This window comes from Subtercola boreus, assembly GCF_003399635.1.
GTDB lineage: Bacteria > Actinomycetota > Actinomycetes > Actinomycetales > Microbacteriaceae > Subtercola > Subtercola boreus_B.
The window spans coordinates 43,543-68,095 of the sequence record NZ_NBXB01000027.1; the positions used below are offsets into that span (position 1 = coordinate 43,543).

Sequence of the window (24,553 nt, forward strand, 5' to 3'; positions counted from 1 at the left end):
CGCTTTCGAACACGCTGGGCGACCAGAACTCCCGAGTCGATGTCAGGCGCGGCGCGCAGCGCGGCGGGCGCGGACGGCCGCGACGAGGGCCAGGGCGAGACCGGCGAAGCCCAGGCCAGAGACGAGCCACTCGAGGCCGCGGCCGGCGAGGCTGGCGGGGGTGACGGTGGTCGAGAGGGGAACGTCGTCGACCATGGCGCCGGGCGTGTACGGTGCGATCGCGTCGAGCGTCGAGCCGTCGGGGGCGATGATCGCGCTGTGGCCGACGGTGGAGATGTTGACGACACTCCGCCCGGTCTCGATCGCACGGAGCCGCGCGATGGCGAGCTGCTGCAGGTTCTCGTCGGTCTGGCCGAAGTCCGCGTTGTTCGTCTGCGCCAGGATGACCTGAGCCCCGTCATCCACCATCGCCTGCACGGCGCTGTCGTCGGTGATGTCGAAACAGATCGAGATCCCCGCAATCACGCCGTTCACGTTCATCACGGTGTCGGTCGTGCCCACCTGGTAGTCGCGAGTGACGAGATCGACGAGGTCGGGCACCAGGGCCCGGAAGAATGGCCGGGCCGGCATGTACTCCGCAAACGGAACCGGGTGCCGCTTGTCGTAGAAATCGGCGACCGAACCGTTCTCCCAGAGCAGCGACGTGTTGTAGAACTTTCCGTCGCGCTCAGCAATCGTACCCACCACGAGCGGCGCCTTCATGATGCCGCTGATGAAGTCGAGATCGGCCGCTGCGGCCCTGGACGTCTCGGGGTCGACATCCGACGCGTTCTCGGGCCAGACCACCATGTCCACAGCGTTGCCTTCGAGCTTGAGCGTCTCGGTGATGTGGGCGTTCAGGTTGTCGCCCGCTTCGACCCGATCCAGAAGCCCCGACTTCGTATTGCCCTGCACGGCGGCGATGCGCGTCGTTCCCGACGTCGGTGCGGGCCAGGCCGGAACGACGAGCAGCAGACCCACGGCCAGGATCCCCAGGGCGAATCGTGTGACGGCGCGGAGGCTCACCTCCCGGCAGAGCTGGATGACGAACGCCACGAGCCAGACGAGGAGGAAGCTGAGCCCCGAGACGCCGACGAAGGCGACGAGATGCGAGAACGGGCTGGTCGACTGCGAGAACGCCACGCGGCCCCACGAGAAGCCACCCTCGGGCGCGACTGCCGTGATCGCCTCCCGTGCGGTCCAGAGTCCGGAGACGACGACAGGGAGGATGCCCAGCCGGCCGAGGGGCGTCGGCCAGACCGCCCCGGCGAACCGGTAGACGAATGCGATCGTGAGTGCCCCGATGGCGAAGAAGATCGCCTCGAGAATGGCCAAGGCAAGCCATGGCACCGGCCCCAGGTAGAGCGTCAGCCAGGAGATGTGGGCGCACCAGAACGTGACGCCGCCCACCAGCCCGACGAGCAGGGCGCGGTTCCAGCGCTGGCCGATGAGGCTCACCAGGATAGCGGCGACACCGACGAAGGTCATCGGCCAGACATCCGCACCGGGGAAGCCGGTCATCAGGCTCAGGCCGCCGCCGAGGGCCACGAGGCAGGCGAGCCAGAGCGGCAGCACCGGCGCCGCGATCCCGGAACGCAGCCGGTCGGCGAACGGCAGCCGCTCGGGCGGGAGCAGCGACGCACTGTGCGGCGCATCCGCTCCTTCACCGCCGGAGCCCGGTCGAGGGGTCTGGTCGCGGGAGAGAACGGAGGTCATCATGCCACCGAGGAGTACGCGACGATCCCGCGTTTCACCAGGTCGAGGGCCAGTCGGGCGGTCGTTGCCACCTTCGGGTCGTACTGGTTCTGCAGCTGGTCGAGCAGGTCGATCGTCTGCTTCGTCCAGCGCACGAAGTCGCCGGCGGCGAGGTCGGCGTCGAAGAGCACGGTGTCGAGGCTTGCCCCGCGTGCCCATTCGTTCATCGGCTTTGCGAGCCCGACGGAGATCGGGGCGGATCCCGGCAGGCGGTGCCTCGTCTCGAGCTGCTGGAGGTCCTCCCAGATCGCCTGCGTGTTCTCGAGCGCACCGCGGAAGGCCCCGCGCGGCAGGAACCGCTCGGGGAGTTCGCTCTCGTCGCGACGCGGCTCGTAGATCAGGGAGCACGCCATGGCCGCGAGCCCCGCCGGGTCGAGATTCGCCCAGGCGCCCTGCCGGATGCACTCCGCCACCAACAGGTCGCGTTCGCCGTAGATGCGCTTCAGAGTCCTGCCGGTGTCGGTGAGCGTCAGCTCTCCGGCGGTGTCGGCCTTCAGGTATTCGAGTTGCATCAGCACCTCGGTGATGCGGTCGAAGACCTTGGCGATCGCACCGGTGCGGGTGTTGATCTGCTGCACGAGCTGGTCGGTCTCCCGCCTGAGGCGGTACCAGCGCTCGGCCCAGCGCGCATGGTGCTCCCGCTCGGGGCAGACGTGCACCGGGTGAGCCTTCATGCGCCGGCGCAGTTCGGTGATCTTCTTCTGCCGGCTGTCGCGCTCGGCACGGCTCTGGGTGTCGGCCCGGCCCGCACCCGACCGCTCGACGTCGCTCAGTTCCCGGCGGAGCGCGGCGTACTCGGGGAAGTCGCCGAGATGGCAGGTCATCGCCTTCTCGTAGCCCTCCAGGGTCTCCTCCTGTGAGCGCACCTTGCGGGCGAGGTCCACGACGGCGCGGTCGGCCTGGAACTGCGCGAACGAGAGCTCGAGCGAGTCGCGGGTGCGCGCCCGGCCGAACTGGTCGATCAGGTTCACCGCCATGTTGTACGTCGGGCGGAAGCTGGAGTTCAGCGGGTAACTCCGCCGTGAGGCAAGGGACGCCACCGCCTGGGGGTCGATGCCGTCTCGCCACTGGATGACCGAGTGACCCTCGACGTCGATTCCGCGGCGACCGGCCCGCCCGGTGAGCTGGGTGTACTCCCCCGGCGTGATCGGGACCCGCGCCTCGCCATTGAACTTCTCGAGGCTCTCCAGCACCACGGTGCGCGCGGGCATGTTGATGCCGAGCGCCAGGGTCTCGGTGGCGAAGACCACGCGAACCAGCTTCTTCTGGAAGAGCTCCTCCACCACCTCCTTGAAGGCGGGCAGCAGCCCGGCGTGGTGGGCGGCGACACCCCGTTCGAGGCCTTCGAGCCACTCCCAGTAGCCGAGTACCGCGAGATCCTCGTCGAGGAGGGTGCGGCAGCGCTCATCCACAATGCGCCGGATCTCGTCACGTTCCTCTGTCGTCGTGAGGCGGACGCCGGCGCGGAGCACCTGTTTGACGGCCTGATCGCAGCCGACCCGGCTGAAGATGAAGAAGATGGCCGGCAGCAGGTTGTGTTCGTCGAGCAGGTCTGCCAGCTCCGCACGATCCATGCGCGGGGCCTGGGTGTGATTCGGCCGGTACTTCGACGAGTTCCGGCTCCGGCGGTCGTCGGCGCCCGGCCGGCCGCCGTTCCGTGACTGCGGCGCACCCGTCGAACGGGCGATGCGCATCAGCTCAGGATTGACCCGGCTCGTCGTCGCCTGGCCGCTACCGTCGAACAGGTCGAGAAGCTTGTGGCGCACCAGCATGTGCTGGTCGAGGGGAACGGGCCGCTCTTCCGAGACGATGACCTCGGTGTCACCCCGCACCGCCTGCAGCCAGTCGCCGAATTCCTCGGCGTTCGACACGGTGGCGCTGAGAGACACCAGCCGCACAGACGTCGGCAGGTGGATGATCACCTCTTCCCAGACCGCGCCACGGAACCTGTCTGCGAGGTAGTGCACCTCGTCCATCACGACGAATGCCAGGTTGGCGAGCAGGTCGGAGCCGGCGTAGATCATGTTGCGGAGCACTTCAGTGGTCATGACCACGATCCGCGCCGTCGGATTGATGTTCGTGTCTCCGGTGAGCAGGCCCACTTCGTCGGGACCGTACTCAGCGACGAACTCCTGGAACTTCTGGTTGCTCAGCGCCTTGATCGGGGCCGTGTAGAACACCTTCGAGCGTTGCTGCTGCATCGCCATGAAGACGGCGAATTCGGCCACGATGGTCTTGCCGGCACCCGTGGGCGCGGCGACGAGCACGCTGTTGCCCGCCTCGAGGAGCTGACAGGCTGCGATCTGGAAGGGGTCGAGGTCGAACTTCAGCCCCTGCCGGAACTCGTCGACGACAGGATTCGTCGCTTTGTTCCGGCTGAGGGCGTAGCGCTCGGCCGGAGTCAGCGCCTGGGTCATTACGGCACAACCAGTTCGGCGTCGAACTTCTCCTGAGCTTTGGCCTTGCGGCGGTCGTGGATCGTGGCGATGAGAGCCGCTGTGTAGAACAAACCGACCATCGGGATGGCGAGCAGGAACATCGAGAACACGTCGGCAGACGGCGTGGCGATCGCGCAGAACAGCACAATGACGAGGATCGCGATGCGCCAGGACTTCAGGATGGACTTCGCGCTCAGGATGCCCGCGAAGTTCAGCAGCACGAGCAGCACGGGCAGCACGAAGGCGATGCCGATGGCGACCACCAGCTTCAGCACGAAGGAATAGTAGGTTCCCGCGCTGATGATGTTCGTGGTGTCCTGCGGGGCGAAGCCGGTGAGGATCGAGACCATGTGGGGCAGCACGTACCAGCCGGCCGCGCAGCCAGCGAGGAAGAGCGGAACGGCGGTGAGCACGAAGCCCACGGCGTACTGCTTCTCCCGGCGGGTCAGGCCGGGGACGAGGAAAGCCCACATCTGGTACAGCCAGATCGGGGACGCCAGAACGATACCGACGGTGATGGCGATCTGCAGGCGAAGGTCGAAGGCCTGCGAGACATCCGTGAAGTTCAGGGACGCAGCACGCCCCTGGGAGCTGGTGATGGCACTGACGGGCGCGCTGAGAGCCAAGAGGATCGGATCGGAGAGCAACCAGCCGACCACGGCACCGATCGCGACTCCGAGGAGCGCCCGGAACATCCGCTTGCGGAACTCGACGAGGTGCTCACCGAGTGACATCCGCCCGTCGCGGTTCGCGCTCTTCTTGGGGCGAGGTTCCGCCTTCGAGCGAACGGCCACTTACCTGGAGGCGGTGTTGTGGTCCGAGCCGAGGTCGGTCGGAGTGACATTCGCCACGTTGACGTCGGCAGGCTTGTTCAGCGTGGTGGGCTCGGCGATGTTCGATGCCGTCTCGGCAGCAGCCGGCTTGGCCTCGGCGCCGCTCGGGTCGTCGGACTTCATCGTCTTGACCTCGCTCTTGAAGATGCGCATCGACTGGCCGACACTGCGAGCGAGGCCCGGAAGCTTCGGGGCACCGAAAAGGAGCAGCACGATGGCGAGAATGACAATCAGATGCCAACCCTGAAGGTTACCGAGCATGGGGCCACGTCCTTTGTGTGTAGTCGGATGTTATGAGGAGTTTACCCCGTTCCAGCCGTTTCTCCCTGCGAAGCTCTTTTTCCTCTGCACGGCGTCGCCTGTGGGCATCTCGGCGGTGGTGCATTTGGGCATAGCCCAGCAGGATGGCATTGTCGCTCGGCTCGGGAGTGAGGTTCTCGACGTTGTCCTGGATGCTGCCCACCTGGGCTCCGAGCTGGCTCAGTTCGCCGAGGATTACGCTGGCCTTCTTGAACAACCGCCAGCCCAGCAGGGCGTACATGCCGAGCATCGCCAGCACCAGCACGGCCCAGATCACGATCCAGCTCCACCATGTCATGACGACACCCTACTTGCTGCGCAAGTGCGCCGCGCTCTGAGCAGAGGCCCGTTCAGGGCCCCTGCCGCGCTCGCCCACCATGTCATGACGTAACACTATCGTCGTAGGCGGCGAGGGCCTCGGCCGCCCAGTCGTGCACCGCACGCCGCGCCTCGGGTGGTTCGATCACCCGCACGATGCCCGGGAGGCTCGCGATTAGCCGTTTCAGTCCGTGGATGTGCGCCACCCGCACCGTCGCCTGCACGACCGCGCCGCGTTCGAGCTGGGGCGCGCCCTCTGCGAGGTACTCCCCCAGGAGGCTCACCGCGGCGGGATGCACCTCCAGCACCACCCCGAGGGTCTCCCCCGAACCGTCGAACAGGTTGTCGCTGAGGGCGAGGTCGCCGGGGCGGTACAGGTTCGGATTCGACGTGACCGTGAGGTCGGCCATCCTGTCGAGCCGGAAGGTACGGATGCCCTGGCGGGTGTGGCACCAGCCCCTGAGGTACCAGCTCTCGTTGTTGGAGTCGATCCGCAGTGGATCCACGACCCGGTGCTCCCGCTCTCCCCGGGAGCCGACGTAGTCGAACTCGATCTGCAGCCCCCCGGCGACAGCCGAGCGGATGGTGACGAGGGATGCGTTCGCCTCCGACTTCGCCACGGCCACCTGGCTCGGCTCTTCGGAGGATCCGCGCGCCAGTTTCGCCATCAGCGACGAGTGCACAGCACTGTCGAGTGTCTCGGGGACCGCCTGCAGGTACTGGAGCCCGGCGATCAGAGCCGCGGCCTCCCGGGCGGAGAAGCGCGGCGAATCGTCGAGGGCGACGCGGTGGGTGATCTGGATCTCGTCGCTCTGCTCGAAGTCGTCCCAGGCGATGTCGAACAAGTCGCCGTGCTGGTACTGGCTGGTCTCGCCGGGCACTCCCGACACCGCGATCAGTCGCACGGCCTCCCGCACCTGCTCCTCGCTCACCTGGAAGTGGGCAGCGGCATCCACCACGGAGACCCGGTCCCTGTCGAGCAGATAGGGAACGAGGGAGAGCAGGAACGCGAGCTTGTCCTGGGCGTGCACGAACCCGGATGACTTGGGCTGTTTCGGCGACCCAGGCTGTTTCGGCGACTCAGGCTGTTTCGGCACGGCCGGCCTCCTCCTCCGCCGTCGGGCGCACCGGCTGGTGGGTGGCCACGGTGAGTTCGAGGCGACGGCGCACCGCGGCGCGGAGCTCTGGGGGCGACACCACGAAGACCTCGGGCCCGAACCCCGAGAGGTCGTCGGCCAGGAGGTGCAGGTCGGTGTAGTGCAGCGTCAGGTCGCCGTCCGGTCTCCGGATGCTCCCCCGACGGTTCACGAGCCGTGTCTGGGCATCGGAGCTCGGCCGCGCGCGCACCACGGCGGTGTTGGCGGCCCAGATCTCGTCGAGCTGCCGGAGCGCCGTCTCGGCCGTACCCCGGGCATCGTTCTCGAAGGGGATGCGAGTGCGGGTCACCGGCCCGACGATGCGGGAGAGCAGGAAGGTGCGGGGCTCGCCGATCTGCTGGTCGATCCCGGTGATGTGCCAGCGGCCCTCATGCTGAACGAGGGCAAGCGGTGCGACGGTGCGTTCGCGAGGGGAGAGGTCGCCCGGTTTGAGGTAGGCAAAACGCACGAGCATCCGGCGACTGAGCGCGTCGGTCAGCGGGTCGAAGGCAGCCTCGCGAGTACGGATGCGCGGCGCGTAGCCGAGAACCGGTTCGATCGACTCGACGCCGAGCGAACGGAGCTTCAGCAGCGCGTGCCGGGACTCCCGGGAGAGGGAGCCCTCGCGCCAGGCCATCGCTGCCAGGTTCAGCAGGGCGATCTCCTCCGGGGAGAACGAGATGTCTGCGGGGAGGTCGTAGGCGCCCTTCGGGATGAGATAGCGCAGGTGCTGGTTGTTTCCGGACTCGTCGATCGGCTCGATCGTCTCCAGCGGCACACCGAGCTCACGAATGTCGTCTTTGTCCCGCTCGAACTGGCGCTCGAGACTGGCGTTGTCGCCGGCGAAGACGTACCGCTGACGGTAGCCCTGCACCGTAGAGAGGATCTCGTTTTTCGTGAGCCCCGCCTCGGTCGCCAGCAGGGCCAGCACGAGGCTGAACAGTCGCTCCTCGACGGGTACGGGCGCGGGTCCCCTGGTCTCAGTCATCAGGCTCCCATTTTACGGGTGCCTCGGGCTGATCCCTGACTTATTGGGCAGGTGCGGCGGGCAGGATCCCGAGCACGTCGACGACATAGATCAGCGTCGAGCCCGCAGGGATCTTTCCGTCAGTCGACGCGGTGTCTCCGTAGCCCGAGGCCGGCGGTACGACGGCGATGTACTGCGACCCGACCGTCTGGCCGACCAGCGACGGCACGATGGTCGTCGCAAGCGGCGCGCTCGACGACGCCTGCACGAGCTTGGGCGTGCCATCGGCCCAGGTCGAACCGGCGATCGACTTGTCGGCCCACACCACCGCGGTGTACTGCACGATCACGTTGTCACCATCGGCGATCGCCGGGCCATCGCCCTTCTTCAGGTCGGCGACCCGCAGGTCGGTCGGCACGCTGCCCGAGGGAACCGTGATGCCGGGTCGACCGTCGGGGGCGAGCGCGACACTAGGGAAACCGGCCTCTGCGGGCTGGATGGCGCCGTCGGCCCGGGTGCCGAACGCGTCCGTGATGTCGAAGACCATGACGAGCGAGTCGGTCGCGCCGACACCCGCCTGGCTGTTGCCCTCTGTGCCGAAACCGTCGGCCGGGGGCATGGTGATGGCGACGCGCGATCCGACCGTGGCGCAGGCGAGGCCCTTCCGGATGCCCGGGATGCCGGCGCTCGAGATGGGGAAGGTCGAGGCGGTCTTTCCGTCGTACGCGGTGGCGGTGACCGTGGCGCCGGTGGTCGCGTCGAGCAGCGTGTAGTCGCCCGAGACGATGCCGTTCTCGGGCAGAACCGTTCCGCTTCCCTGGATGAGCGTGCTGACCTCGGTCGTGCTGCCGGCGTCGAGCGGCGTACCGAACGAGATCTTCGGCGCGGATCCGAAGTCGCCCGTGGCGGTGACGAGGCCGGAGGCGCTTCCCGAGGAAGCCATGGGCGAGCATCCGGAGGCTGAAGTGCCACCCGTGGAGCTGCATCCTGCTACGACGACGAGCAGGCCAGCGGCCACGATGAGCGCGACGGTCTTACGCACGGATCCTCATTTCAGGTACAGAACAGCTCACGATCGCGAGCCGCCTCAGTCTAACGGGTCGGTTTCGGGCTGGTTTTCAGCTTCGCGCGCCAGGGCGGCGTCGGCACTGGCGCTGGCCTGGCGCACGCGTTTGCGGAGGCTCTTCGGGCTGATTCCGCGTTCGCCGAGCGCCCCGGGGGTCCAGGCCTCGACGTCGTCGTCGGAATACTCCGATTTGGATGCCCGGCGCTTGAGTTCGGGCAGCACGGAGCCGGGCGCGAGCCGGCGCGCGGTGACGAGGAAGCCGGTGTGGCCGATCATCCGGTGGTCCGGCCGCACAGCGAGGCCCTCGACATGCCAGGTGCGCACCATCGTCTCGCTCGGGTCGGGGTTTGTGAACAGGCCCGAACGGCGGATGGTCTCGGTGACCCGGGAGAGCTGCGTGACGGTGGCGACGTAGCAGAGCACGACTCCCCCGGGCTTCAACGCGGCGGCGACCGCCTCGATGCACTCCCAGGGAGCGAGCATGTCGAGGATGACCCGGTCGACGGTTCCGTCGTCGTGCACCGTCGGGAGGGCATCCGTGAGGTCGCCGACAGTGACGGTCCAGTTCTCGGGCTCCGCACCGGTGAAGGCGGCGACGTTGGCGCGCGCGACATCTGCGAACTCATCACGTCGTTCGAACGAGGAGAGGAAACCCGCCGGGCCGAGGGCGCGGAGCAGCCAGAGCGAGAGCGCACCCGAACCGACCCCGGCCTCGACGACGGTTGCGCCCGGGAAGATGTCGGCCTGTGCGAGGATCTGGGCGGCGTCCTTCGGGTAGATGATCGCAGCTCCCCGTGGCATTGCCATGACGAAGTCGGTGAGCAGCGGACGGAGCGCAAGATAGTCGATCCCGATCGAGTTCTGCACGACAGAACCGTCGGGCAGCCCGATGAGGTCGTCGTGCTCGATCCAGCCCTTGTGGGTGTGGAACGTGGCGCCCACTTCGAGGCTGATGCTGTTCATCCGGCCTTTGGGACCGGTGAGCTGCACCCGGTCGCCGGCGCGGAACGGTCCGCTGTAGGTGGTGGAGGTGGTCATCGCGCTGCACTCCTTGAATCTGTGAGAACTCGAACCAGATCGGCGCTCGAGCGCCCGTCGAGGGTCGGCCAGAGCACGTCGGCGCCGCTGTTCTCGAGCGAGAGGTAATGGGGGACGCCGATCGTCACGACGCCGGCCGCGACGGCGGAGGCGGTGCCGGCGAGGCTGTCCTCGATGGCGACACAGTCCGCCGGGGCGGCGCCGAAGTGCGCGGCCGCCGTCAGGTAGGCCTCCGGATGCGGTTTCGCGTTGGTGACGTCGTCGCCCGAGACCACGAGGTCGAAGGCGTCGAACGGGATGAACGACCGCACGTGCTCGGCCATCCGCCGGATCGACATGGTGACCAGCGCCGTCGGGATGCCCGCCCGGCGGAGATCGAACAGCAGCTCCTTCGCCCCCGGACGCCACGGAACGGCCACGGTGATCTGTTCCATGACGCGTTCGCTCAGCAGCGAGACGATCGCGTCCTCCCCCATGTCGACGCCTTTCGCCTGCATTGTCTGGGCCGTCCGCCAGAGGCCGGAGCCGACGAGATCGAGGGCCTCCTCGTGCGTCCAGGTGCCGCCGTAGGACTCGATGAGAGAGGTCTGGGCGGTCATCCAGTAGGGCTCGGTATCGACGAGAGTGCCGTCCATGTCCCAGAGAACGGCGGCAGGATTCTGTTCGGTCACGGGATCGAAGCCTACCGTGAGCACGGAGCCCCGCCGGGGCGCGACGGCCTATCCTTGAGGAACGCTTCCGCGCGGGTGCGCCCGCTTGATCCAGAGAACACGAGGACTTCCCCTAAGTGGCAGAGAGCAAAGAATTCCTGACCGGCCGGCTGATGGTCGTCGCCTTCGAGGGCTGGAACGACGCCGGTGAGGCGGCATCCGCAGCGGTGCGGAGCCTGAAGGAGCAACTCGACCTGGCGGAGATCGTCGAGATCGACTCCGAGGACTTCTTCGACTACCAGTTCAACCGGCCCACCAGCGAGTTCGACGACGAGGGCCAGCGCATCCTGGTCTGGCCGAGTGCGACGATCTACGGCCCGGCCGCCGCGACCGGCGACGCAGAGGAAGCGGGAGAACCGGCGGAGCAGCTCGCCGCCGATGCCGGCCTCGAGGTCAGCAGCAACAACACCTCCAACGTCTACCTGCTGCTCGGCACGGAGCCGTCGCGCAACTGGAAACGGTTCACCAGTGAGGTGCTGAACGTCGCTGTGGACTCCGGCGTCTCGGGCATCGTCTTTCTCGGCGCCATGCTCGCCGACGTGCCGCACACCCGCCCGATCAGCATCTACTCCACCAGCGAGAACGCCGGCGTGCGCACCGAGCTCGACCTCGAGCGGAGCGCCTACGAGGGCCCGGTGGGCATCCTCAGCATCCTCTCCGACGCGGCCGAGCAGCTCGGGATCCCCACAGTCAGCCTCTGGGCGAGCGTGCCGCACTACGTGCACAACGCGCCCTCGCCGAAGGCCACCCTGGCGCTGATCGACCGGCTCGAGGAGCTGATCGACGTGGTCATCCCGCGGGGCGACCTCGTCGACGAGGCGGCGGCCTGGGAGTCGGGCATCAACGCTCTCGCAGGTGAGGACGAGGAGATGGCGTCCTACATCCAGCAGCTGGAACAGGCCCGGGACACGGTCGACTCACCCGAGGCGAGCGGTGAGGCCATCGCCCAGGAATTCGAGCGCTACCTGCGGAAGCGCGGCGACGGTCCGGCGACGGGCCCAGCGGAGCCCTGGCGCCCGTAGCGTCGCTCGCGTCCCCAAGGCGCGGGCATCCTCGGGCGCAATTCAGGCCACACGCGGCGCCAGCGAACATCTGGACGCGGTGAGGCATGCGGCCTGAATTGTGGGCGCCGGTCAGGCGGCGATGCGGATGCCCAGCAGGGCGTCGATCGCGTCGACGATCACCGCGGGGACCACTCGCGCCGTCTCGAACCACTCGTCGAGCAGGGTGAGTGCCCGGGGGGTGTCGAGGTCGTCGGCGAGGGCCTCGAGCAGGCGGGTGACGAGAGCCACGGCATCCGGGGTCGAGGCTGTTTCGTGTTCGTCCGCCATCGCGGCCGCAGCCATCCAGCGGTCGAGCCTCGCCGTGGCGCGCTCGAGGTCGGCGTCGGTGTACTCCCAGTCGCTCCGGTAGTGGTGGCCCAGCAGGGCGAGCCGGATGGTTCGGGCATCCACACCCGCGGCCCGGAGCTTCGACACCAGCACCAGGTTGCCGAGCGACTTCGACATCTTCTCGCCCTGGTAGGCGACCATGCCGGTGTGGGCGTGGATCGACGCGAAGGGTTCCCCGGTCAGCGCTGTCGCATGCGCGGCGCTGAACTCGTGATGCGGAAAGATGAGGTCGGAGCCGCCGCCCTGCACGGCGAAGTCGCGGCCGACGTGGTCGAGGGCGATCACGGCGCACTCGATGTGCCAGCCGGGCCGGCCGGCGCCGACCGCTGAGGGCCACTCCGGCTCGCCGTCACGGGCCACCCGCCAGAGCAGCGGATCGAGCGGGTCGCGCTTGCCGGGCCTCTCCGGATCACCGCCACGCTGGGCGAACTGGTCGAGCATCGTCGCGCGGTCGTAGCGGCTCTCGAGCCCGAGGAACCAGCTCGTCGCCTCCGCGGCACGGGCCGAATCGAAGTAGACGTCGCGGGCATCGTCGTTCCGTGCGTCGGGGGTCGGCACGCCGTAGGCGAATCCGCTGCCGATCAGCTCGGCCACGGCCTGCCCGATCTCGTCGACCACCTCGGTGACGGCGATGTAGTTCGCCGGAGGGAGGATGCGGAGCGCCTCCATGTCGCCGCGGAACAGGTCGGTCTGCGACGCCGCGAGCTCCCGCCAGTCGACACCGGTGGCCGTCGCCCGCTCGAGCAGGGGGTCGTCGACGTCGGTGACGTTCTGCGTGTACGACACCGTGAGACCCGCCGCCCGCCAGAGCCGGTTCAGGGTGTCGAACGCCAGGTAGGTGGAGGCGTGGCCGAGGTGGGTGGCGTCGTAGGGCGTGATGCCGCAGACATAGAGGCCGGCCGTGCCGTCGGTCCCCGGTGCCGCCTCGATCTGACCGCTGGCCTGGTTGAACAGGCGGGGAACCGGCCCCCGGGAGGACAGCGCGGGAACGTCAGGAGAAGGCCAGGAGTGCACTACTGAACTCTAACTTCTGGCGATCCGGCTGCCGACCAGTCTCAGGCGGCGATGGTGTTCGTGGCCAGCAGCACGATCAGCACGATGCCGAGTGCGATGCGGTAGATCACGAATGGCAGGAAGCTCCGCCGGGAGATGTAGTTCATGAAGAAGGCGATCACGACGAGGCCCACCACGAAGGCGACGACGGTGGCCGCGGCCGTCTCGGCGCCGTTGAAGATCTCGGGCGTGCAGCCGGCAGCCGCGTTCACACACGGCTCCTTGATGCTCTTGTAGAGCTGGAAGAGACCACTGCCGAACACGGCCGGCATCGCCAGAAGAAAGGAGTAGCGGGCGGCGGCCTTGCGCTCGTAGCCCATGAAGAGCCCGGCGGTGATGGTGCCACCCGAGCGGCTCACCCCGGGGATGAGTGCAAGCGCCTGGGCGAAGCCGTAGACGACGCCGTGCGGGTAGGTCAGGTCTTTCAGCCGGCGCTTCTTCTCGCCCACCGCATCGGCCACGCCCAGCAGGATTCCGAAGACGATCAGGGTGGCGGCCACCAGCCACAGCGAGCGGAGCGACGTCTCGATCTGGTTCTGGAAGATCAGCCCGAGAATGATGATGGGGAGACTGCCGATGATGATGAGCCAGCCCATCCGGGCATTCGGATCGTTCCGCGGGATGCGCCCGAACAGCGCCTTCACCCACGTGCTGACGATGCGCACCACATCCCGCCAGAAGAACACCAGCACGGCCGCTTCGGTGCCGAGTTGGATGATCGCGGTGAACGCAGCCCCCGGGTCGCCTCCGGCTCCGATCAGTTCGCCCACGATCTTGATGTGGGCGCTGGAGGAGATCGGCAGGAACTCCGTCAGACCCTGAACGAGGCCGAGGATGATCGCTTGGAGGAATTCCATTCAGAAACTTTCGGGTAGCGAGGCAGCCGCTTCAGTAACGCAGAAGCAGGTCGGTCAGAACATCTGTGCCAAACACTAGTGCGTCAAGCGGCACCCGCTCGTCAACGCCGTGGAACAGCGCCGGGAAGTCGAGATCGGCCGGCAGCTGCAGCGGGGCGAAGCCGTAGCCCTTGATGCCGAGCATGCTGAGGGCCTTGTTGTCGGTACCCGCGGAGAGCAGGTAGGGCAGCACCTCGGCACCCGGATCGAAGCGGCCGAGGCTTGCGATCATCTGCTCCACCAGCGCGCCTTCGAAGGGCGTCTCGAGGCCGATGTCCTGGTGCATCACCACGACTTCGACGTCGGTTCCGGCGAGTTCGCGGATGCGCGCCATCACCTCGACCTCGTCGCCCGGGAGCACGCGGACATCCATCCGCGCCTCCGCGAGATCGGGGATGACGTTCACCTTGTAGCCGGCGTCGAGCATGGTCGGGTTGGTGGTGGCTCGGAGGGTCGCGCTGATGAAACGGCTCGCGGTGCCGGTGGCGATCGCCAACTCCTGGGCGCTCACCTGCTTCGGATCCTGCCCCAGGATGCCCGCCACCCTGTCGAGCAGCTGGCGGGTGGTCATCGTGAGTTTCACCGGCCACTCCTGGCTGCCGATCCGTGCCACGGCACCGGCCAGACGCGTGATGGCGTTCTCGGAGTTGATCTGCGAGCCGTGGCCGGCGCGGCCGCGGGCGATGAGCTTGATCCAGATCAGGGCTTTCTCGCCGGTCTGCACGAGGTAGGCGCGCTGACCCTGGAGGTCGATGGAGTAGCCGCCGACCTCGGAGATCGCTTCGGTCGCACCCTCGAAGACCTCCGGATGTTCGTCGACCATGAAATGCGAACCGAGCACTCCCCCGGCCTCCTCGTCGGCGAAGAAGGCGATGACGAGGTCGCGCGCCGGCTGGCGGCCGGAACTGAGGATCTCGCCGAGCGAACTCAGGATCATGGCGTCCATGTTCTTCATGTCGACCGCCCCACGACCCCAGATCATGCCGTCGCGGATCTCGCCGCCGAACGGGTCGACGCTCCAGTCGTCGGCGATGGCTGGAACCACGTCGAGGTGGCCGTGGACGACGAGGGCGGGAGCATCCGGACTCGCACCCTCCAGCCTCGCGACCACGCTGGTTCGGCCGGGGGCGGCATCGAACAACTGCGGCTTCAGGCCGAGCGCCTGGAGCTCCGCCTCCACGTAGTGGGCGGCCTCCGTCTCGCCGTTGGATTTGCCGTCGCCGTAGTTGCTGGTGTCGAACCGGATCAGGTCACGGGTGAGGTGGGCGGTGCGGTCGAGGGTCGGATCGCTCGTCGAGGTCATGCGAACACGCTACCGGCACGGCCGGAAGCGGAGGTGCGTTTTCGGGTGCTTCCAGACGTGCTATCGTCTTACCTTGTTGTTCTCCTGCAAGGGAGTTGCAGCAACACCTGTCCGGGTGGCGGAAATGGTAGACGCGCTAGCTTGAGGTGCTAGTGCCTGTTATGGGCGTAGGGGTTCAAGTCCCCTTTCGGACACAGATCAGAACGGGATTGCGACACACATCGCAATCCCGTTCTTCTTTTCCCCACAACTGGGGTAGTGTTTAACACGAAGTTGCTGTGCCTCGCAGTTCTGAACGCTCGCGGCCAAGCCCCGTTGCCCATTGCGCTTGAAAGATGGATGACAGGCACCGCGCTATCAGAATCCGGCAGTCGGATTCATAGAGAACGCTCCTGGAGGAGTTTTAACATGGCAATTGGTACCGTCAAATGGTTTAACGCTGAAAAAGGCTTCGGATTCATCGCTCCCGAAGATGGCAGCCCCGACGTTTTCGCTCACTACTCGGCCATCTCGTCGAACGGCTACAAGTCGCTCGATGAGAACCAGCGCGTCGAGTTCGATGTGACCCAGGGCCCGAAGGGCCCGCAGGCTGAGAACATCCGTTCGCTCTAGCCTTTGGGCATGAGAAGCGCACGCGCTTCTCATCGTGAATAAATATTGTGGGAATGCCCCGGCTCCGGCCGGGGCATTCTTGTTTAAGCTCGACGTATGACTATCGAAAACACGCCGGGATCATCACCTGAGAACCCGATCGACAATGACACGGAGTGGGTGGCGGCGCAGATTGCCGAATACCTCGCCACCGACGGCGAGAAGCCGTCATTCAAGGGCGGAGCGCCGCTGGTGCTCCTCACGACCCAGGGCCGGAAGAGCGGGGAGTGGCGCCGCACCTGCCTGATCTGCGCGGAAGATGACGGCCGCCAGATCCTGGTCGCGTCACTCGGCGGGGCCCCGAAGCATCCGGTCTGGTACCTGAACCTCGAAGCGAATCCCGAGGTCGTCGTGCAGAACAAGGGTGAGATCATCCGCGGCACCGCCCGTACGGCCACGCCTCGGGAGAAGCCGGCGCTCTGGCAGAAGATGGTCGCCCTCTACCCCGACTACGCCGACTACCAGCAGAAGACGGACCGCGAGATCCCGATCGTGATCGTCGACCCCCGCCCCTGAGGCGGGCCGACAACGCAATCGGCGGTCCTCGTCAGATCCGTCACGCTATACAGCACGGATGCAACGAGGGCCGCCGATTCGGTGGTGCCCGGGTGCGGGGATCAGAGGGTGGCGTCGGCCAGCGTCTTGATGTCCATGACGAAGCGGTAGCGCACGTCTGACTTCAGCACGCGCTCGTAGGCCGCGTTCACGGCGTCGGCGTTTGCCTCGATGAGCTCAGTCTCGGGTGCGATGCCGTGCTCGGCACAGAAGTCGAGCATCTCCTGCGTCTCGGCGATGCTGCCGATGCCCGAGCCTGCGAACGAACGGCGGTTGCCGAACAGAGTGAAGACCTGGATGGGCAGGGGCTCGGGCGGGGCACCGACGCTGACGAAGGTGCCGTTCAGGCGCAACACCTTGAGGTAGGTGTTGAGGTCGATCTTCGCACTGACCGTGTTGATGACCAGGTCGAAGGTGTTCTGAAGGTCTTTCAGCGTCGACTCGTCGCTGGTCGCGTAGTAGTGGTCGGCGCCGAGACGCAGGCCGTCCTCCTTCTTGCTGAGCGTCTGCGAGAGCACGGTGACCTCGGCGCCCATCGCGTGCGCGATCTTGACGGCCATGTGGCCGAGCCCGCCCATGCCGACGACGGCGACCTTTTTGCCGGGGCCGGCGTTCCAGTGCGACAGCGGCGAGTAGGTCGTGATGCCGGCGCAGAGCAGCGGCGCAGCCTTCTCGAAGGGAATCGATTCGGGAACGCGCAGAACGAAGTCCTCGACGACCACGATGTGGGTCGAGTATCCACCCTGCGTGACCGTGCCATCCGCGTCCACGGACGCGTAGGTGCCGGTGTTGCCCTTCAGGCAGTAGTTGTTCGCTCCGGCCAGGCAGTTCTCGCACTCGCGGCACGAGTTGACCATGCAGCCGACGCCGACGCGGTCGCCGACGCTGTGCAGGGTGACATCCGAACCGATCTCGGTGACGACGCCCACGATCTCGTGGCCGACGACCTGTGGGTACTGGATGTCGCCCCACTCTCCCCGCACGGTGTGGATGTCGGAGTGGCAGATGCCCGAATAGGCGATCTCGATCAGCACATCTTCCGCGCCGACGTCACGGCGTTCGATCGTGGTCGTGATCAGGGGTTCGGTGGCCGACGGTGCGGCGATGGCGTTGACGGTGGTTGACATGCTTCTCCTAGGTGAGAGGACGGGGTGAACGGATCGGTCTAAAAAGGAAGGCGGGCCGGACGACGATCAGAAGCCGGTGGGAACGTGCGGCTGGTAGGGAGCCTCGAGCGTCTCGAGCTCCGCGGGGGTGAGGTCCAGGTCGACAGAGGCGACCGCGTCCTCGAGGTGGTGCGGCTTGGTCGCCCCGACGATCGGCGAGGTCACGGCGGCCTGCTGCCGCACCCAGGCGAGGGCGACCTGCGCCCGGGAGACTCCACGGTTCGAGGCGACGGTGGCCACGGCATCCGAGACCTGCCTGTCGCCGTCTTCGGTACCGGCGTAGACCTTCGCGCTGACGTTGTCACTCGCGTCGCGTGCCGTCTGCTCGCCCCAGGGGCGGGTGAGGCGGCCGCGGGCCAGCGGGCTCCACGGCAGCACGCCGACGCCCTGGTCGAGGCAGAACGGGTGCATCTCGCGCTCTTCCTCGCGCTGGATGAGGTTGTAGTGGTCCTGCATCGAGACGAACCGGGTCCAGCCGCCGAGGTCGGCCGTGTACTGGGCCTTCGCGAACTGCCAGGCGTACATGGATGACGCACCGATGTAGCGCGCCTTGCCGGCCTTCACCACGTCGTGCAGCGCCTCCATGGTCTCCTCGATCGGAACGGTGTCGTCCCAGCGGTGGATCTGGTAGAGGTCGACGTAGTCGGTACCGAGCCGGCGGAGCGACGCGTCGATCTGGTTCATGATGTGCACGCGGCTGAGGCCGCCGCCGTTCGGGGTGCTGCGCATCGGCATGAAGACCTTGGTGGCGATCACGATCTCCTCGCGGCTCGCAAAGTCGGCCAGAGCACGGCCGACGAATTCCTCGCTGGTGCCATCGGAGTAGGCGTTGGCTGTGTCGAACGTGGTGATTCCGGCGTCGAGGGCCTGTTGGATGAACGGGCGGCTGGCCTGCTCGTCGAGGGTCCAGTCGTGGTTGCCGCGGTCTGCCGTACCGTAGCTCATGCAGCCGAGGGTGATTGCTGAGACTTCGAGGCCGCTTGCGCCGAGTTTCAGGTATTTCATCGTGACTCCTTCATAACGGGTGACCGGATCCAGTCTGCTTCAGAATGTGGCGGTGAGGGAGGCCCTGCGAGTGCCTCGCTACCCGTGCTAAGGGAGGTCGGGGTGCGGACGGTCAGTGCGTGCCGATCCACTTCCGCACCGTGGAGATGCGCGTCTGCAGCTGAGTGACGCTCGCCTGGGCGACCGCCGGCCCGCCGCACACCCGGCGGAGCTCGGCGTGGATCAGCCCGTGCGGCTCCCCCGAGGTCTTCGCCCAGATGCCGACAACGCTGTTCAGCAGCGACCGCTGCTCCTTGAGTGTGCGGTAGAGCGGGGCGGCGGGAGCCGCATCCGGAGTCTCGACCACGGGAGCGACATAGCCCGGCTCGTGCTTGCGCCTGGCCTGCTTCGCCTGGCGGTGCTGAAGCAGCTCCCGCACCTGTTCGGGTTCGAGGAGGCCAGGGAAGCCGATGAAGTCGAGCTCCTCGTCGCTGCCGCCGATCGCCTCGGCTCCGAACTCGTCGCCCTCGTAGACGACCATGTCGAAGGTGGCGTGAGAGGAGAGCGGCTCGAAGCTGAACTCCTGCTGCAGGGCGTCGGAGGCCTTCTCCTGCCGGTTGGCGGCATCCATCATGTCCTCTTCGGGGGCGAAGAGGTCGATGGCGGGGTCGCCGGTCTCGCGGCGGTCGAGGGCGTGGTCGCGTTCGAGTTCCATCGTGTTCGCGAGGGCCATCAGGGAGGGCACGTTCGGCAAAAAGATGGAGGCGATCTCCCCTCGGCGCCGGGCCCGCACGAAGCGGCCGATCGCCTGCGCGAAGTAGAGCGGAGTGGCGGCGCTGGTGGCGTAGACGCCGACGGAGAGCCGCGGGATGTCGACACCCTCCGACACCATCCGCACGGCGACCATCCAGCGGCGCGTCGAGTTCGAGAACTCCTCGATGCGGTCGCTGGCCTCCTTCTCGTCGCTCAGCACGATGGTGATCGGCTGGCCGGTGATCTCCCCGAGAACGTCGGCATAGGCCCTGGCGGCATAGTGGTCGGTCGCGATGACGAGGCCTCCGGCATCCGGAACCGACTGCCGGACCTCGGTGAGGCGACGGTCGGCGGCCTTCAGCACCTGCGGGATCCAGTCGCCCTTCGGATCGAGCGCTGTGCGCCAGGCCTGCGAGGTGATGTCCTTCGTGTTGCCCTCGCCGAGGCGGGCCTCCATCTCCTCGCCCACGCCGTCACGCCAGCGCATGTGGCCGGCGTAGACCATGAAGAGCACAGGGCGAACGACGCCGTCTTTCAGCGCCCGGCCGTAGCCGTAGTTGTAGTCGGTGAGGCTCGTGCGGATGCCGTGCTCGTCGGGCAGGTAGCTGACGAACGGGATCGGTGCCGTGTCGGAGCGGAACGGGGTTCCGGTGAGAGAGAGACGCCGGGTGGCGGGCTCGAAGGCCTCGCGGATGGCGTCACCCCAGCTCAGCGCGTCGCCGCCGTGGTGCACCTCGTCGAGGATGACGAGCGTGCGGCCGCTGAGGGTCAGGTCGCGGTGGAGTTCGGCCCGTGTCGCGACCTGCGCGTAGGTGACGACGACGCCGTGGTAGTGCGCACCGTGGCGGCCGTGAGCGTTCTTGAAGGTGGGGTCGAGCCGGATGCCCGCCCGGTGTGCGGCGTCGGCCCACTGCTTCTTCAGGTGCTCGGTGGGGGCGACGACCGTGATGCGGTCGACGGTCTTGCGGGCCAGGAGTTCGGCGGCGAGCCGCAGCGCGAACGTGGTCTTGCCGGCGCCCGGCGTCGCGGAGGCGAGGAAGTCGCGGGGCTCGTGCTCGAAGTAGGCGGTGAGGGCCTCGGACTGCCAGGCGCGGAGCTTACCGACGGTTCCCCAGGCGGCCCGTTCGGGGAAGCTCGGGGAGAGATGCTCGGCCGCGGAGGTTCCGACCGGACGTCCGGCGGGGGCAGGCGAAATAGTCACTTTCCGACACACTACCCGCTCCCAGCGCGGCTCGCCCAACCGGCCCGCGGGCGCCGTCGGCGGTGGCGGTGAGGTCGCGCGCGCGGCGTGGCAGGGTGTGGCGGGGGGTGGCCTGCGAGCCCGGGTGGGCGTAGCTGGCGGGGCGTGGCGGCGGTGGCCTCTGGGCGTCGGGCGGGCGACAATGGGGCGTGCTCCCCCACGCGTTCTCTCTCCCGGCCATCCCGCCCTTCGACCACGCGGGGGTCACCCGGTTTCTCTCGGCGCACGCCATCGTGGGGGTGGAGGCGGTGGTCGACGGGGAGTATTGGCGCACGCTGGCGCTGCAGAGCGGGCAGGCGCTGGTGGCCGTGCGGGCCACCCCGGCGGGGGTGACGGGGCGGGTGTGGTTCCGCGTCGGCGGGGCGGTGCCGGGCCACGGGTCTCCCGGCCATCCGGATCTCGCGGAGGTCGTCGCCGCAGTGGGACGGCTCTACGACCTCGATGCCGACGCGCCGGCCATCGACTCCGTGCTCGGCGGGGTGCAGGAGCTGGCTGGGTCGCTGGCGGCTGCCCCGGGCATCCGGATGCCCGGTTCGACCGACCCGCACGAGACCCTGTTCCGCACGCTGATCGGCCAACAGGTGTCGGTGAAGGCGGCGCGGACCGTGCAGGGGAACCTCGCTGCGGCCCTCGGCGACCCGCTCGACCCGGGGCTGGCTGCCGAGGCGACGCACGCCGCCGCTCCCGCATCGGCCTCACCGCTCAGCCGACTCTTTCCGACCGCCGAGCAGCTTGCCCGCGGAGGCACCGGCATCGTGCGCGGGCCGGCGCAGCGGGTGCGCACGATCCTGGCCGTCGCGGAGGCGCTGGCCGAGGGGAGCCTGGTCGTCGATGGCCGCGCGAGCGTGCCGGAGCTGATGGACGGCCTCGAGGCGATGCCGGGAATCGGGCCGTGGACAGCCGGGTACGTCGCGATGCGCGTGCTGGGCGCCCCGGACATTCTGCTCGACGGCGACCTCGCCCTGCGCGCCGGCGCTGCCGCACTCGGTCTGCCGTCGGAGCGCCGGGAACTCGTGAGCTTCGCTGAACGCGTCGCCCCGTGGCGGAGCTACTTCGGCATGCACCTCTGGCGGGACGCGGTGGCGGCAATCGCCGGCTGACCCGCCCCGCCCCGCTCGCCTGCCTCTCCCTCCCTCCCTCCCTCCTCCCTCCCTCCCCCCCCCACCCCCCCCGCCGCGAGCCGCACGTGAGACAGCTGCGGCCATGTGAGACCGGCGCGCGCGTCTCACGTAGTCGCTGGAGTCTCACGAAGTGCAGAACGGTTCCACGACGCCCGGCCAAGCATCCGGTAGCCAGGCGTAGGCTGGCTGTAAGAACTTGCCACAGGAGAACTACCCATGACCGAACCGCATCCCTGGCGCCGTTACGTTGCCCTCGGCGACTCCTTCACCGAAGGAATCGGCGACCCTGAGCCCGCCAGCCAAGGCGGCCACCGAGGCTGGGCCGACCGGGTCGCCGAAGTCCTGAGCGCCCAGGTCGACGGGGAGTTCTCCTATGCCAACCTCGCGATCCGCGGACGTCTCATCCGCCAGATCCTCGACGAGCAGGTCGAGCCAGCTCTCGAACTGAAGCCCGACCTCATCACGATCTCGGCCGGGGGCAACGACATCATCCGCCCCGGCACCGATCCCGATCTCATCGCGGCCCAGCTCGAGGCCGGAATCGTGCGCCTGAAGCAGAGCGGCGCGACGATCGTCGTCTTCACCGGAACCGATGTCGGTTTCTCACCCGTGTTCCGCAGCATTCGCGGGAAGGTAGCGATCTACAACGAGAACATCCGCGCGATCGCTGCGAAGTACGACCTCATCGTGGCCGACCAGTGGGCGCTCGTCGCCATCCAGAATTCGAACATGTGGGCACCGGATCGATTGCATCTGAACGCCTTCGGCCACCACGAGATCGCCCGCACGGTGCTCGCCGCTCTGAACGTTTCGAATGACCTGCAGCCGAACTCGCCCCAGCCGCTGACTGCCGCACGCTGGCGCGAGGCCCGCACAGAAGACCTGGTCTGGGCGCGGGAGTACTTCGTGCCGTGGGTGCTTCGGCGCGTGCGGCACCAGTCCTCCGGTGATGGCCTCTCGGCGAAACGCACAACCGCAGGCCCGGTGTTTTCGCACCTCGCCGACTGACCGTATTCCCGCTCGGGAGGAGCTCAGGCGACCCGACCGTATAGGCGACGAGGCTGGGCGGAGCTCCTCCCGGGTGGGGATCGCAAGGGGCGCGCCCGAGCGCAGGTCAGCGGGCGAGGGGCTGCACGCGGAGCGCCCAAAGGGCGACCGCAGACGCCGACGCCACGTTCAGCGAGTCCACCCCGTGCAGCATCGGGATCGTGACCACCGTGTCCGCCGCCGAGAGGGCCGCGCGAGAGAGCCCGTCGCCCTCCGTGCCGAGCAGGATCGCGACCCGGGGCGGAGGCGACACGGCGAACTCGTCGAGCGTCACCGCGTCGTCGCTCAGCGCCAGCGCCGCCACGTGGAACCCGGCCGCCCGAAGCATCGGCCCCGCGACATCCCACTCCGGCAGCCGCGTCCACGGCACCTGCAGCACCGTGCCCATCGACACCCGCACGCTCCGCCGGTAGAGCGGGTCGGCCGAACGCGGCGTGACGAGCACGGCATCCGCCCCGAGCCCCGCCACCGAGCGGAAGATCGCGCCCACATTAGTGTGGTCGACGATGTCCTCGAGGATGACGACCCGCCGGGCATCCTGCAGCAGCGAAGACACCGACGGCAGCGGCGGCCGGTGCATCGACGCCAGCGCCCCACGGTGCAGGTTGAACCCGGTCAGGCTCTCGAGCAGCGCCGATGAGCCCACGTAGATCGGCACCGAGTCGTCGACCAGGCTCTGGATGCCCGCCGCCCACTTCTCTTCGCAGAGCACCGATCGCGGCACGTGCCCGGCGGCAAGCGCACGCTCGATCACCTTGGCCGACTCGGCGATGTACAGCCCGCCGGCCGGCTCGCTCACCCGGCGAAGAGCCACGTCGGTGAGGCCGCGGTAGTCGGCGAGCCCCGGGTCGGTCAGGTCTTCGAGCGGAATCAGGGGCACGGAACACCACTCTGCCAGTCGCCGGAAACATTTACGAAAACAAGAACTCCTAGACTCAAGGGGTGCGGCCCGAACCAGTGGCTCGCGCGGAGGAGGTGCGGCCATGGCTCTGAGGGAATCCGAGCAGGGTCGGGCGGGCATCCCCGGCGACACCGACGCACTCGACGAGGTCGTCGACGTGTTGGCCGGCAAGCGGCTCGTCGTGCTGACGGGGGCCGGTGTGAGCACCGATTCGGGCATCCCCGACTACCGCGGCGAAGGCGCGCCGAAACGCAACCCGATGACGTTCGACCAGTTCCTCGGCAACGCCGACTTCAGAAAACGGTACTGGGCCGGCAGCCATCTCGGCTGGAAGCTGTTCGATGCGGCCCGGCCGAACACCGGGCATGCCGTGCTGGCCATGATGGAAGGTGCTGGCGTCGTCTCCGGCATCATCACCCAGAATGTCGACGGGCTGCACGTGCGGGCCGGCTCGAACCGCGTCGTGGACCTGCACGGTTCGATGGACAGGGTGCGCTGCCTGACCTGCGGCCAGATGTTCGCCCGGGTGAGCATCGCCGACACGATCGACGCCGCGAATCCGTGGATCACGAAGCCCGACGCGGTGACGGTGAACCCCGACGGCGACGCGGATGTGGCCAACTGGGCCGAGTTCGAGGTACCGGTCTGCACCGTCTGTGGTGGCGTGCTGAAACCCGACGTCGTGTTCTTCGGCGAGTTCATCCCCAAGGAGCGCTTCACCGAGGCGAGCGACCTGCTGCGGGCATCCGAGGCCCTGGTGATCGCCGGCTCGTCGCTGGTCGTCAATTCGGGCATCCGGTTGCTGGAGCAGGCCCGCCGTCGGCGCCTGCCGATCGTGATCATCAACCGCGGCGTGACCAAGGGCGACAGCCGGGCGACGGTGAAGGTGGATGCCGGCACCTCCGAGACGCTGACCGCCCTCGCCTCGCGGTTGATTCCCTGAGGCCATGGT

At 67.8% G+C, this 24,553-nt stretch carries 23 protein-coding genes and 1 tRNA gene; 7 read left to right on the top strand and 17 right to left on the bottom strand.

The features are described 5' to 3' along the window. Positions 1 to 42 precede the first annotated feature (42 nt). From lnt to B7R22_RS08095, 10 genes are all read right to left on the bottom strand, one after another. Positions 43 to 1,698, bottom strand: a complete 1,656-nt coding sequence (gene lnt, locus B7R22_RS08050) for an apolipoprotein N-acyltransferase (RefSeq protein ID WP_253258957.1) — start codon at positions 1,696 to 1,698, stop codon at positions 43 to 45. After that, positions 1,695 to 4,151: a DEAD/DEAH box helicase gene (locus B7R22_RS08055; protein WP_116411260.1), complete on the bottom strand. Its 2,457-nt coding sequence runs from the start codon at positions 4,149 to 4,151 to the stop codon at positions 1,695 to 1,697. Before B7R22_RS08055 ends, lnt begins: the two co-directional genes overlap by 4 nt. After that, positions 4,151 to 4,966, bottom strand: a complete 816-nt coding sequence (gene tatC, locus B7R22_RS08060) for a twin-arginine translocase subunit TatC (RefSeq protein ID WP_253258958.1) — start codon at positions 4,964 to 4,966, stop codon at positions 4,151 to 4,153. Before tatC ends, B7R22_RS08055 begins: the two co-directional genes overlap by 1 nt. Further along, the gene (tatA, locus tag B7R22_RS08065; RefSeq protein WP_116411262.1) at positions 4,967 to 5,266 is read right to left on the bottom strand and encodes a Sec-independent protein translocase subunit TatA; all 300 of its coding nucleotides are present in this window, start codon (positions 5,264 to 5,266) and stop codon (positions 4,967 to 4,969) included. It abuts the gene before it with no gap. Then, positions 5,256 to 5,603 (bottom strand): hypothetical protein, encoded by a 348-nt coding sequence (locus tag B7R22_RS08070; protein ID WP_116411263.1) that lies wholly within the window; start codon positions 5,601 to 5,603, stop codon positions 5,256 to 5,258. Before B7R22_RS08070 ends, tatA begins: the two co-directional genes overlap by 11 nt. 82 nt (positions 5,604 to 5,685) lie before the next feature. After that, positions 5,686 to 6,720 carry a helix-turn-helix transcriptional regulator gene (locus B7R22_RS08075; protein WP_253258959.1) on the bottom strand — a complete coding sequence of 345 codons (1,035 nt, stop codon included), beginning with the start codon at positions 6,718 to 6,720 and terminating at the stop codon, positions 5,686 to 5,688. Next, complete coding sequence (locus B7R22_RS08080) at positions 6,704 to 7,747, bottom strand: helix-turn-helix transcriptional regulator (protein ID WP_116411264.1); 1,044 nt, start codon at positions 7,745 to 7,747, stop codon at positions 6,704 to 6,706. Before B7R22_RS08080 ends, B7R22_RS08075 begins: the two co-directional genes overlap by 17 nt. 40 nt (positions 7,748 to 7,787) lie before the next feature. After that, positions 7,788 to 8,768, bottom strand: a complete 981-nt coding sequence (locus B7R22_RS08085; protein ID WP_147305339.1) for an FKBP-type peptidyl-prolyl cis-trans isomerase — start codon at positions 8,766 to 8,768, stop codon at positions 7,788 to 7,790. A gap of 45 nt (positions 8,769 to 8,813) precedes the next feature. Continuing rightward, a complete protein-coding gene (locus B7R22_RS08090) occupies positions 8,814 to 9,830 on the bottom strand; it encodes a tRNA (adenine-N1)-methyltransferase (protein WP_116411266.1) in 1,017 nt (338 codons plus the stop codon). After that, positions 9,827 to 10,501, bottom strand: coding sequence for an HAD family hydrolase (locus B7R22_RS08095; RefSeq protein WP_301182603.1), 675 nt, complete (start codon positions 10,499 to 10,501; stop codon positions 9,827 to 9,829). Before B7R22_RS08095 ends, B7R22_RS08090 begins: the two co-directional genes overlap by 4 nt. 116 nt (positions 10,502 to 10,617) lie before the next feature. On the opposite strand from B7R22_RS08095, the gene B7R22_RS08100 reads away from it, so the two are divergent. Continuing rightward, on the top strand, positions 10,618 to 11,562 hold the full coding sequence (locus B7R22_RS08100) for a proteasome assembly chaperone family protein (RefSeq protein ID WP_253258960.1): 945 nt from the start codon (positions 10,618 to 10,620) through the stop codon (positions 11,560 to 11,562). Positions 11,563 to 11,673: 111 nt separating this feature from the next. Here B7R22_RS08100 and mshC read toward each other — a convergent pair whose 3' ends face one another. The 3 genes from mshC to B7R22_RS08115 are packed head-to-tail and all read right to left on the bottom strand — an operon-like array spanning position 11,674 to position 15,183. Next, the gene (mshC, locus tag B7R22_RS08105) at positions 11,674 to 12,945 is read right to left on the bottom strand and encodes a cysteine--1-D-myo-inosityl 2-amino-2-deoxy-alpha-D-glucopyranoside ligase (protein WP_116411267.1); all 1,272 of its coding nucleotides are present in this window, start codon (positions 12,943 to 12,945) and stop codon (positions 11,674 to 11,676) included. Positions 12,946 to 12,986: 41 nt separating this feature from the next. Further along, the gene (locus B7R22_RS08110; RefSeq protein ID WP_116411268.1) at positions 12,987 to 13,841 is read right to left on the bottom strand and encodes an undecaprenyl-diphosphate phosphatase; all 855 of its coding nucleotides are present in this window, start codon (positions 13,839 to 13,841) and stop codon (positions 12,987 to 12,989) included. Positions 13,842 to 13,872: 31 nt separating this feature from the next. Next, complete coding sequence (locus tag B7R22_RS08115) at positions 13,873 to 15,183, bottom strand: M20/M25/M40 family metallo-hydrolase (RefSeq protein WP_116411269.1); 1,311 nt, start codon at positions 15,181 to 15,183, stop codon at positions 13,873 to 13,875. Between the two features lie 109 nt (positions 15,184 to 15,292). Between B7R22_RS08115 and B7R22_RS08120 the strand changes: the two genes are divergently transcribed. From B7R22_RS08120 to B7R22_RS08130, 3 genes are all read left to right on the top strand, one after another. Then, positions 15,293 to 15,377, top strand: a tRNA-Leu gene (locus B7R22_RS08120). Between the two features lie 214 nt (positions 15,378 to 15,591). Then, positions 15,592 to 15,795 (top strand): cold-shock protein, encoded by a 204-nt coding sequence (locus tag B7R22_RS08125; protein ID WP_116411270.1) that lies wholly within the window; start codon positions 15,592 to 15,594, stop codon positions 15,793 to 15,795. A gap of 96 nt (positions 15,796 to 15,891) precedes the next feature. Continuing rightward, positions 15,892 to 16,350, top strand: a complete 459-nt coding sequence (locus B7R22_RS08130) for a nitroreductase family deazaflavin-dependent oxidoreductase (RefSeq protein ID WP_116411271.1) — start codon at positions 15,892 to 15,894, stop codon at positions 16,348 to 16,350. 101 nt (positions 16,351 to 16,451) lie between these two features. Here B7R22_RS08130 and B7R22_RS08135 read toward each other — a convergent pair whose 3' ends face one another. From B7R22_RS08135 to B7R22_RS08145, 3 genes are all read right to left on the bottom strand, one after another. Then, positions 16,452 to 17,516, bottom strand: coding sequence for an NAD(P)-dependent alcohol dehydrogenase (locus tag B7R22_RS08135; RefSeq protein WP_116411272.1), 1,065 nt, complete (start codon positions 17,514 to 17,516; stop codon positions 16,452 to 16,454). Between the two features lie 66 nt (positions 17,517 to 17,582). Further along, positions 17,583 to 18,560: an aldo/keto reductase gene (locus B7R22_RS08140; RefSeq protein WP_116411273.1), complete on the bottom strand. Its 978-nt coding sequence runs from the start codon at positions 18,558 to 18,560 to the stop codon at positions 17,583 to 17,585. A gap of 112 nt (positions 18,561 to 18,672) precedes the next feature. Then, entirely contained in the window at positions 18,673 to 20,487 is a 1,815-nt protein-coding gene (locus B7R22_RS08145; RefSeq protein WP_116411442.1) for a DEAD/DEAH box helicase, read from the bottom strand. Positions 20,488 to 20,681: 194 nt separating this feature from the next. On the opposite strand from B7R22_RS08145, the gene B7R22_RS08150 reads away from it, so the two are divergent. Further along, complete coding sequence (locus B7R22_RS08150; RefSeq protein ID WP_172582269.1) at positions 20,682 to 21,632, top strand: DNA-3-methyladenine glycosylase family protein; 951 nt, start codon at positions 20,682 to 20,684, stop codon at positions 21,630 to 21,632. A 237-nt stretch (positions 21,633 to 21,869) separates the two neighbouring features. Beyond that, the gene (locus tag B7R22_RS08155) at positions 21,870 to 22,661 is read left to right on the top strand and encodes an SGNH/GDSL hydrolase family protein (protein ID WP_116411275.1); all 792 of its coding nucleotides are present in this window, start codon (positions 21,870 to 21,872) and stop codon (positions 22,659 to 22,661) included. A gap of 106 nt (positions 22,662 to 22,767) precedes the next feature. Here the strand turns inward: B7R22_RS08155 and B7R22_RS08160 are convergent, their stop codons facing one another. After that, entirely contained in the window at positions 22,768 to 23,580 is an 813-nt protein-coding gene (locus B7R22_RS08160) for a TrmH family RNA methyltransferase (RefSeq protein WP_116411276.1), read from the bottom strand. Between the two features lie 103 nt (positions 23,581 to 23,683). Here B7R22_RS08160 and B7R22_RS08165 point away from each other — a divergent pair, with 103 nt between their 5' ends. Continuing rightward, the gene (locus tag B7R22_RS08165; RefSeq protein ID WP_116411277.1) at positions 23,684 to 24,544 is read left to right on the top strand and encodes an NAD-dependent protein deacetylase; all 861 of its coding nucleotides are present in this window, start codon (positions 23,684 to 23,686) and stop codon (positions 24,542 to 24,544) included. Positions 24,545 to 24,553 lie beyond the last annotated feature (9 nt).

Excerpts from the sequence above, each read along its gene's own strand:
- B7R22_RS08165 (WP_116411277.1), top strand. The coding sequence starts at position 23,684 with ATGGCTCTGAGGGAATCCGAGCAGGGTCGGGCGGGCATCCCCGGCGAC.
- B7R22_RS08090 (WP_116411266.1), bottom strand. The coding sequence starts at position 9,830 with ATGACCACCTCCACCACCTACAGCGGACCGTTCCGCGCCGGCGACCGG.
- B7R22_RS08055 (WP_116411260.1), bottom strand. The coding sequence starts at position 4,151 with ATGACCCAGGCGCTGACTCCGGCCGAGCGCTACGCCCTCAGCCGGAAC.
- B7R22_RS08140 (WP_116411273.1), bottom strand. The coding sequence starts at position 18,560 with ATGAAATACCTGAAACTCGGCGCAAGCGGCCTCGAAGTCTCAGCAATC.
- B7R22_RS08125 (WP_116411270.1), top strand. The coding sequence starts at position 15,592 with ATGGCAATTGGTACCGTCAAATGGTTTAACGCTGAAAAAGGCTTCGGA.
- B7R22_RS08115 (WP_116411269.1), bottom strand. The coding sequence starts at position 15,183 with ATGACCTCGACGAGCGATCCGACCCTCGACCGCACCGCCCACCTCACC.
- B7R22_RS08080 (WP_116411264.1), bottom strand. The coding sequence starts at position 7,747 with ATGACTGAGACCAGGGGACCCGCGCCCGTACCCGTCGAGGAGCGACTG.
- B7R22_RS08130 (WP_116411271.1), top strand. The coding sequence starts at position 15,892 with ATGACTATCGAAAACACGCCGGGATCATCACCTGAGAACCCGATCGAC.
- B7R22_RS08070 (WP_116411263.1), bottom strand. The coding sequence starts at position 5,603 with ATGACATGGTGGAGCTGGATCGTGATCTGGGCCGTGCTGGTGCTGGCG.
- lnt (WP_253258957.1), bottom strand. The coding sequence starts at position 1,698 with ATGATGACCTCCGTTCTCTCCCGCGACCAGACCCCTCGACCGGGCTCC.
- B7R22_RS08135 (WP_116411272.1), bottom strand. The coding sequence starts at position 17,516 with ATGTCAACCACCGTCAACGCCATCGCCGCACCGTCGGCCACCGAACCC.
- B7R22_RS08110 (WP_116411268.1), bottom strand. The coding sequence starts at position 13,841 with ATGGAATTCCTCCAAGCGATCATCCTCGGCCTCGTTCAGGGTCTGACG.
- tatA (WP_116411262.1), bottom strand. The coding sequence starts at position 5,266 with ATGCTCGGTAACCTTCAGGGTTGGCATCTGATTGTCATTCTCGCCATC.
- B7R22_RS08155 (WP_116411275.1), top strand. The coding sequence starts at position 21,870 with ATGACCGAACCGCATCCCTGGCGCCGTTACGTTGCCCTCGGCGACTCC.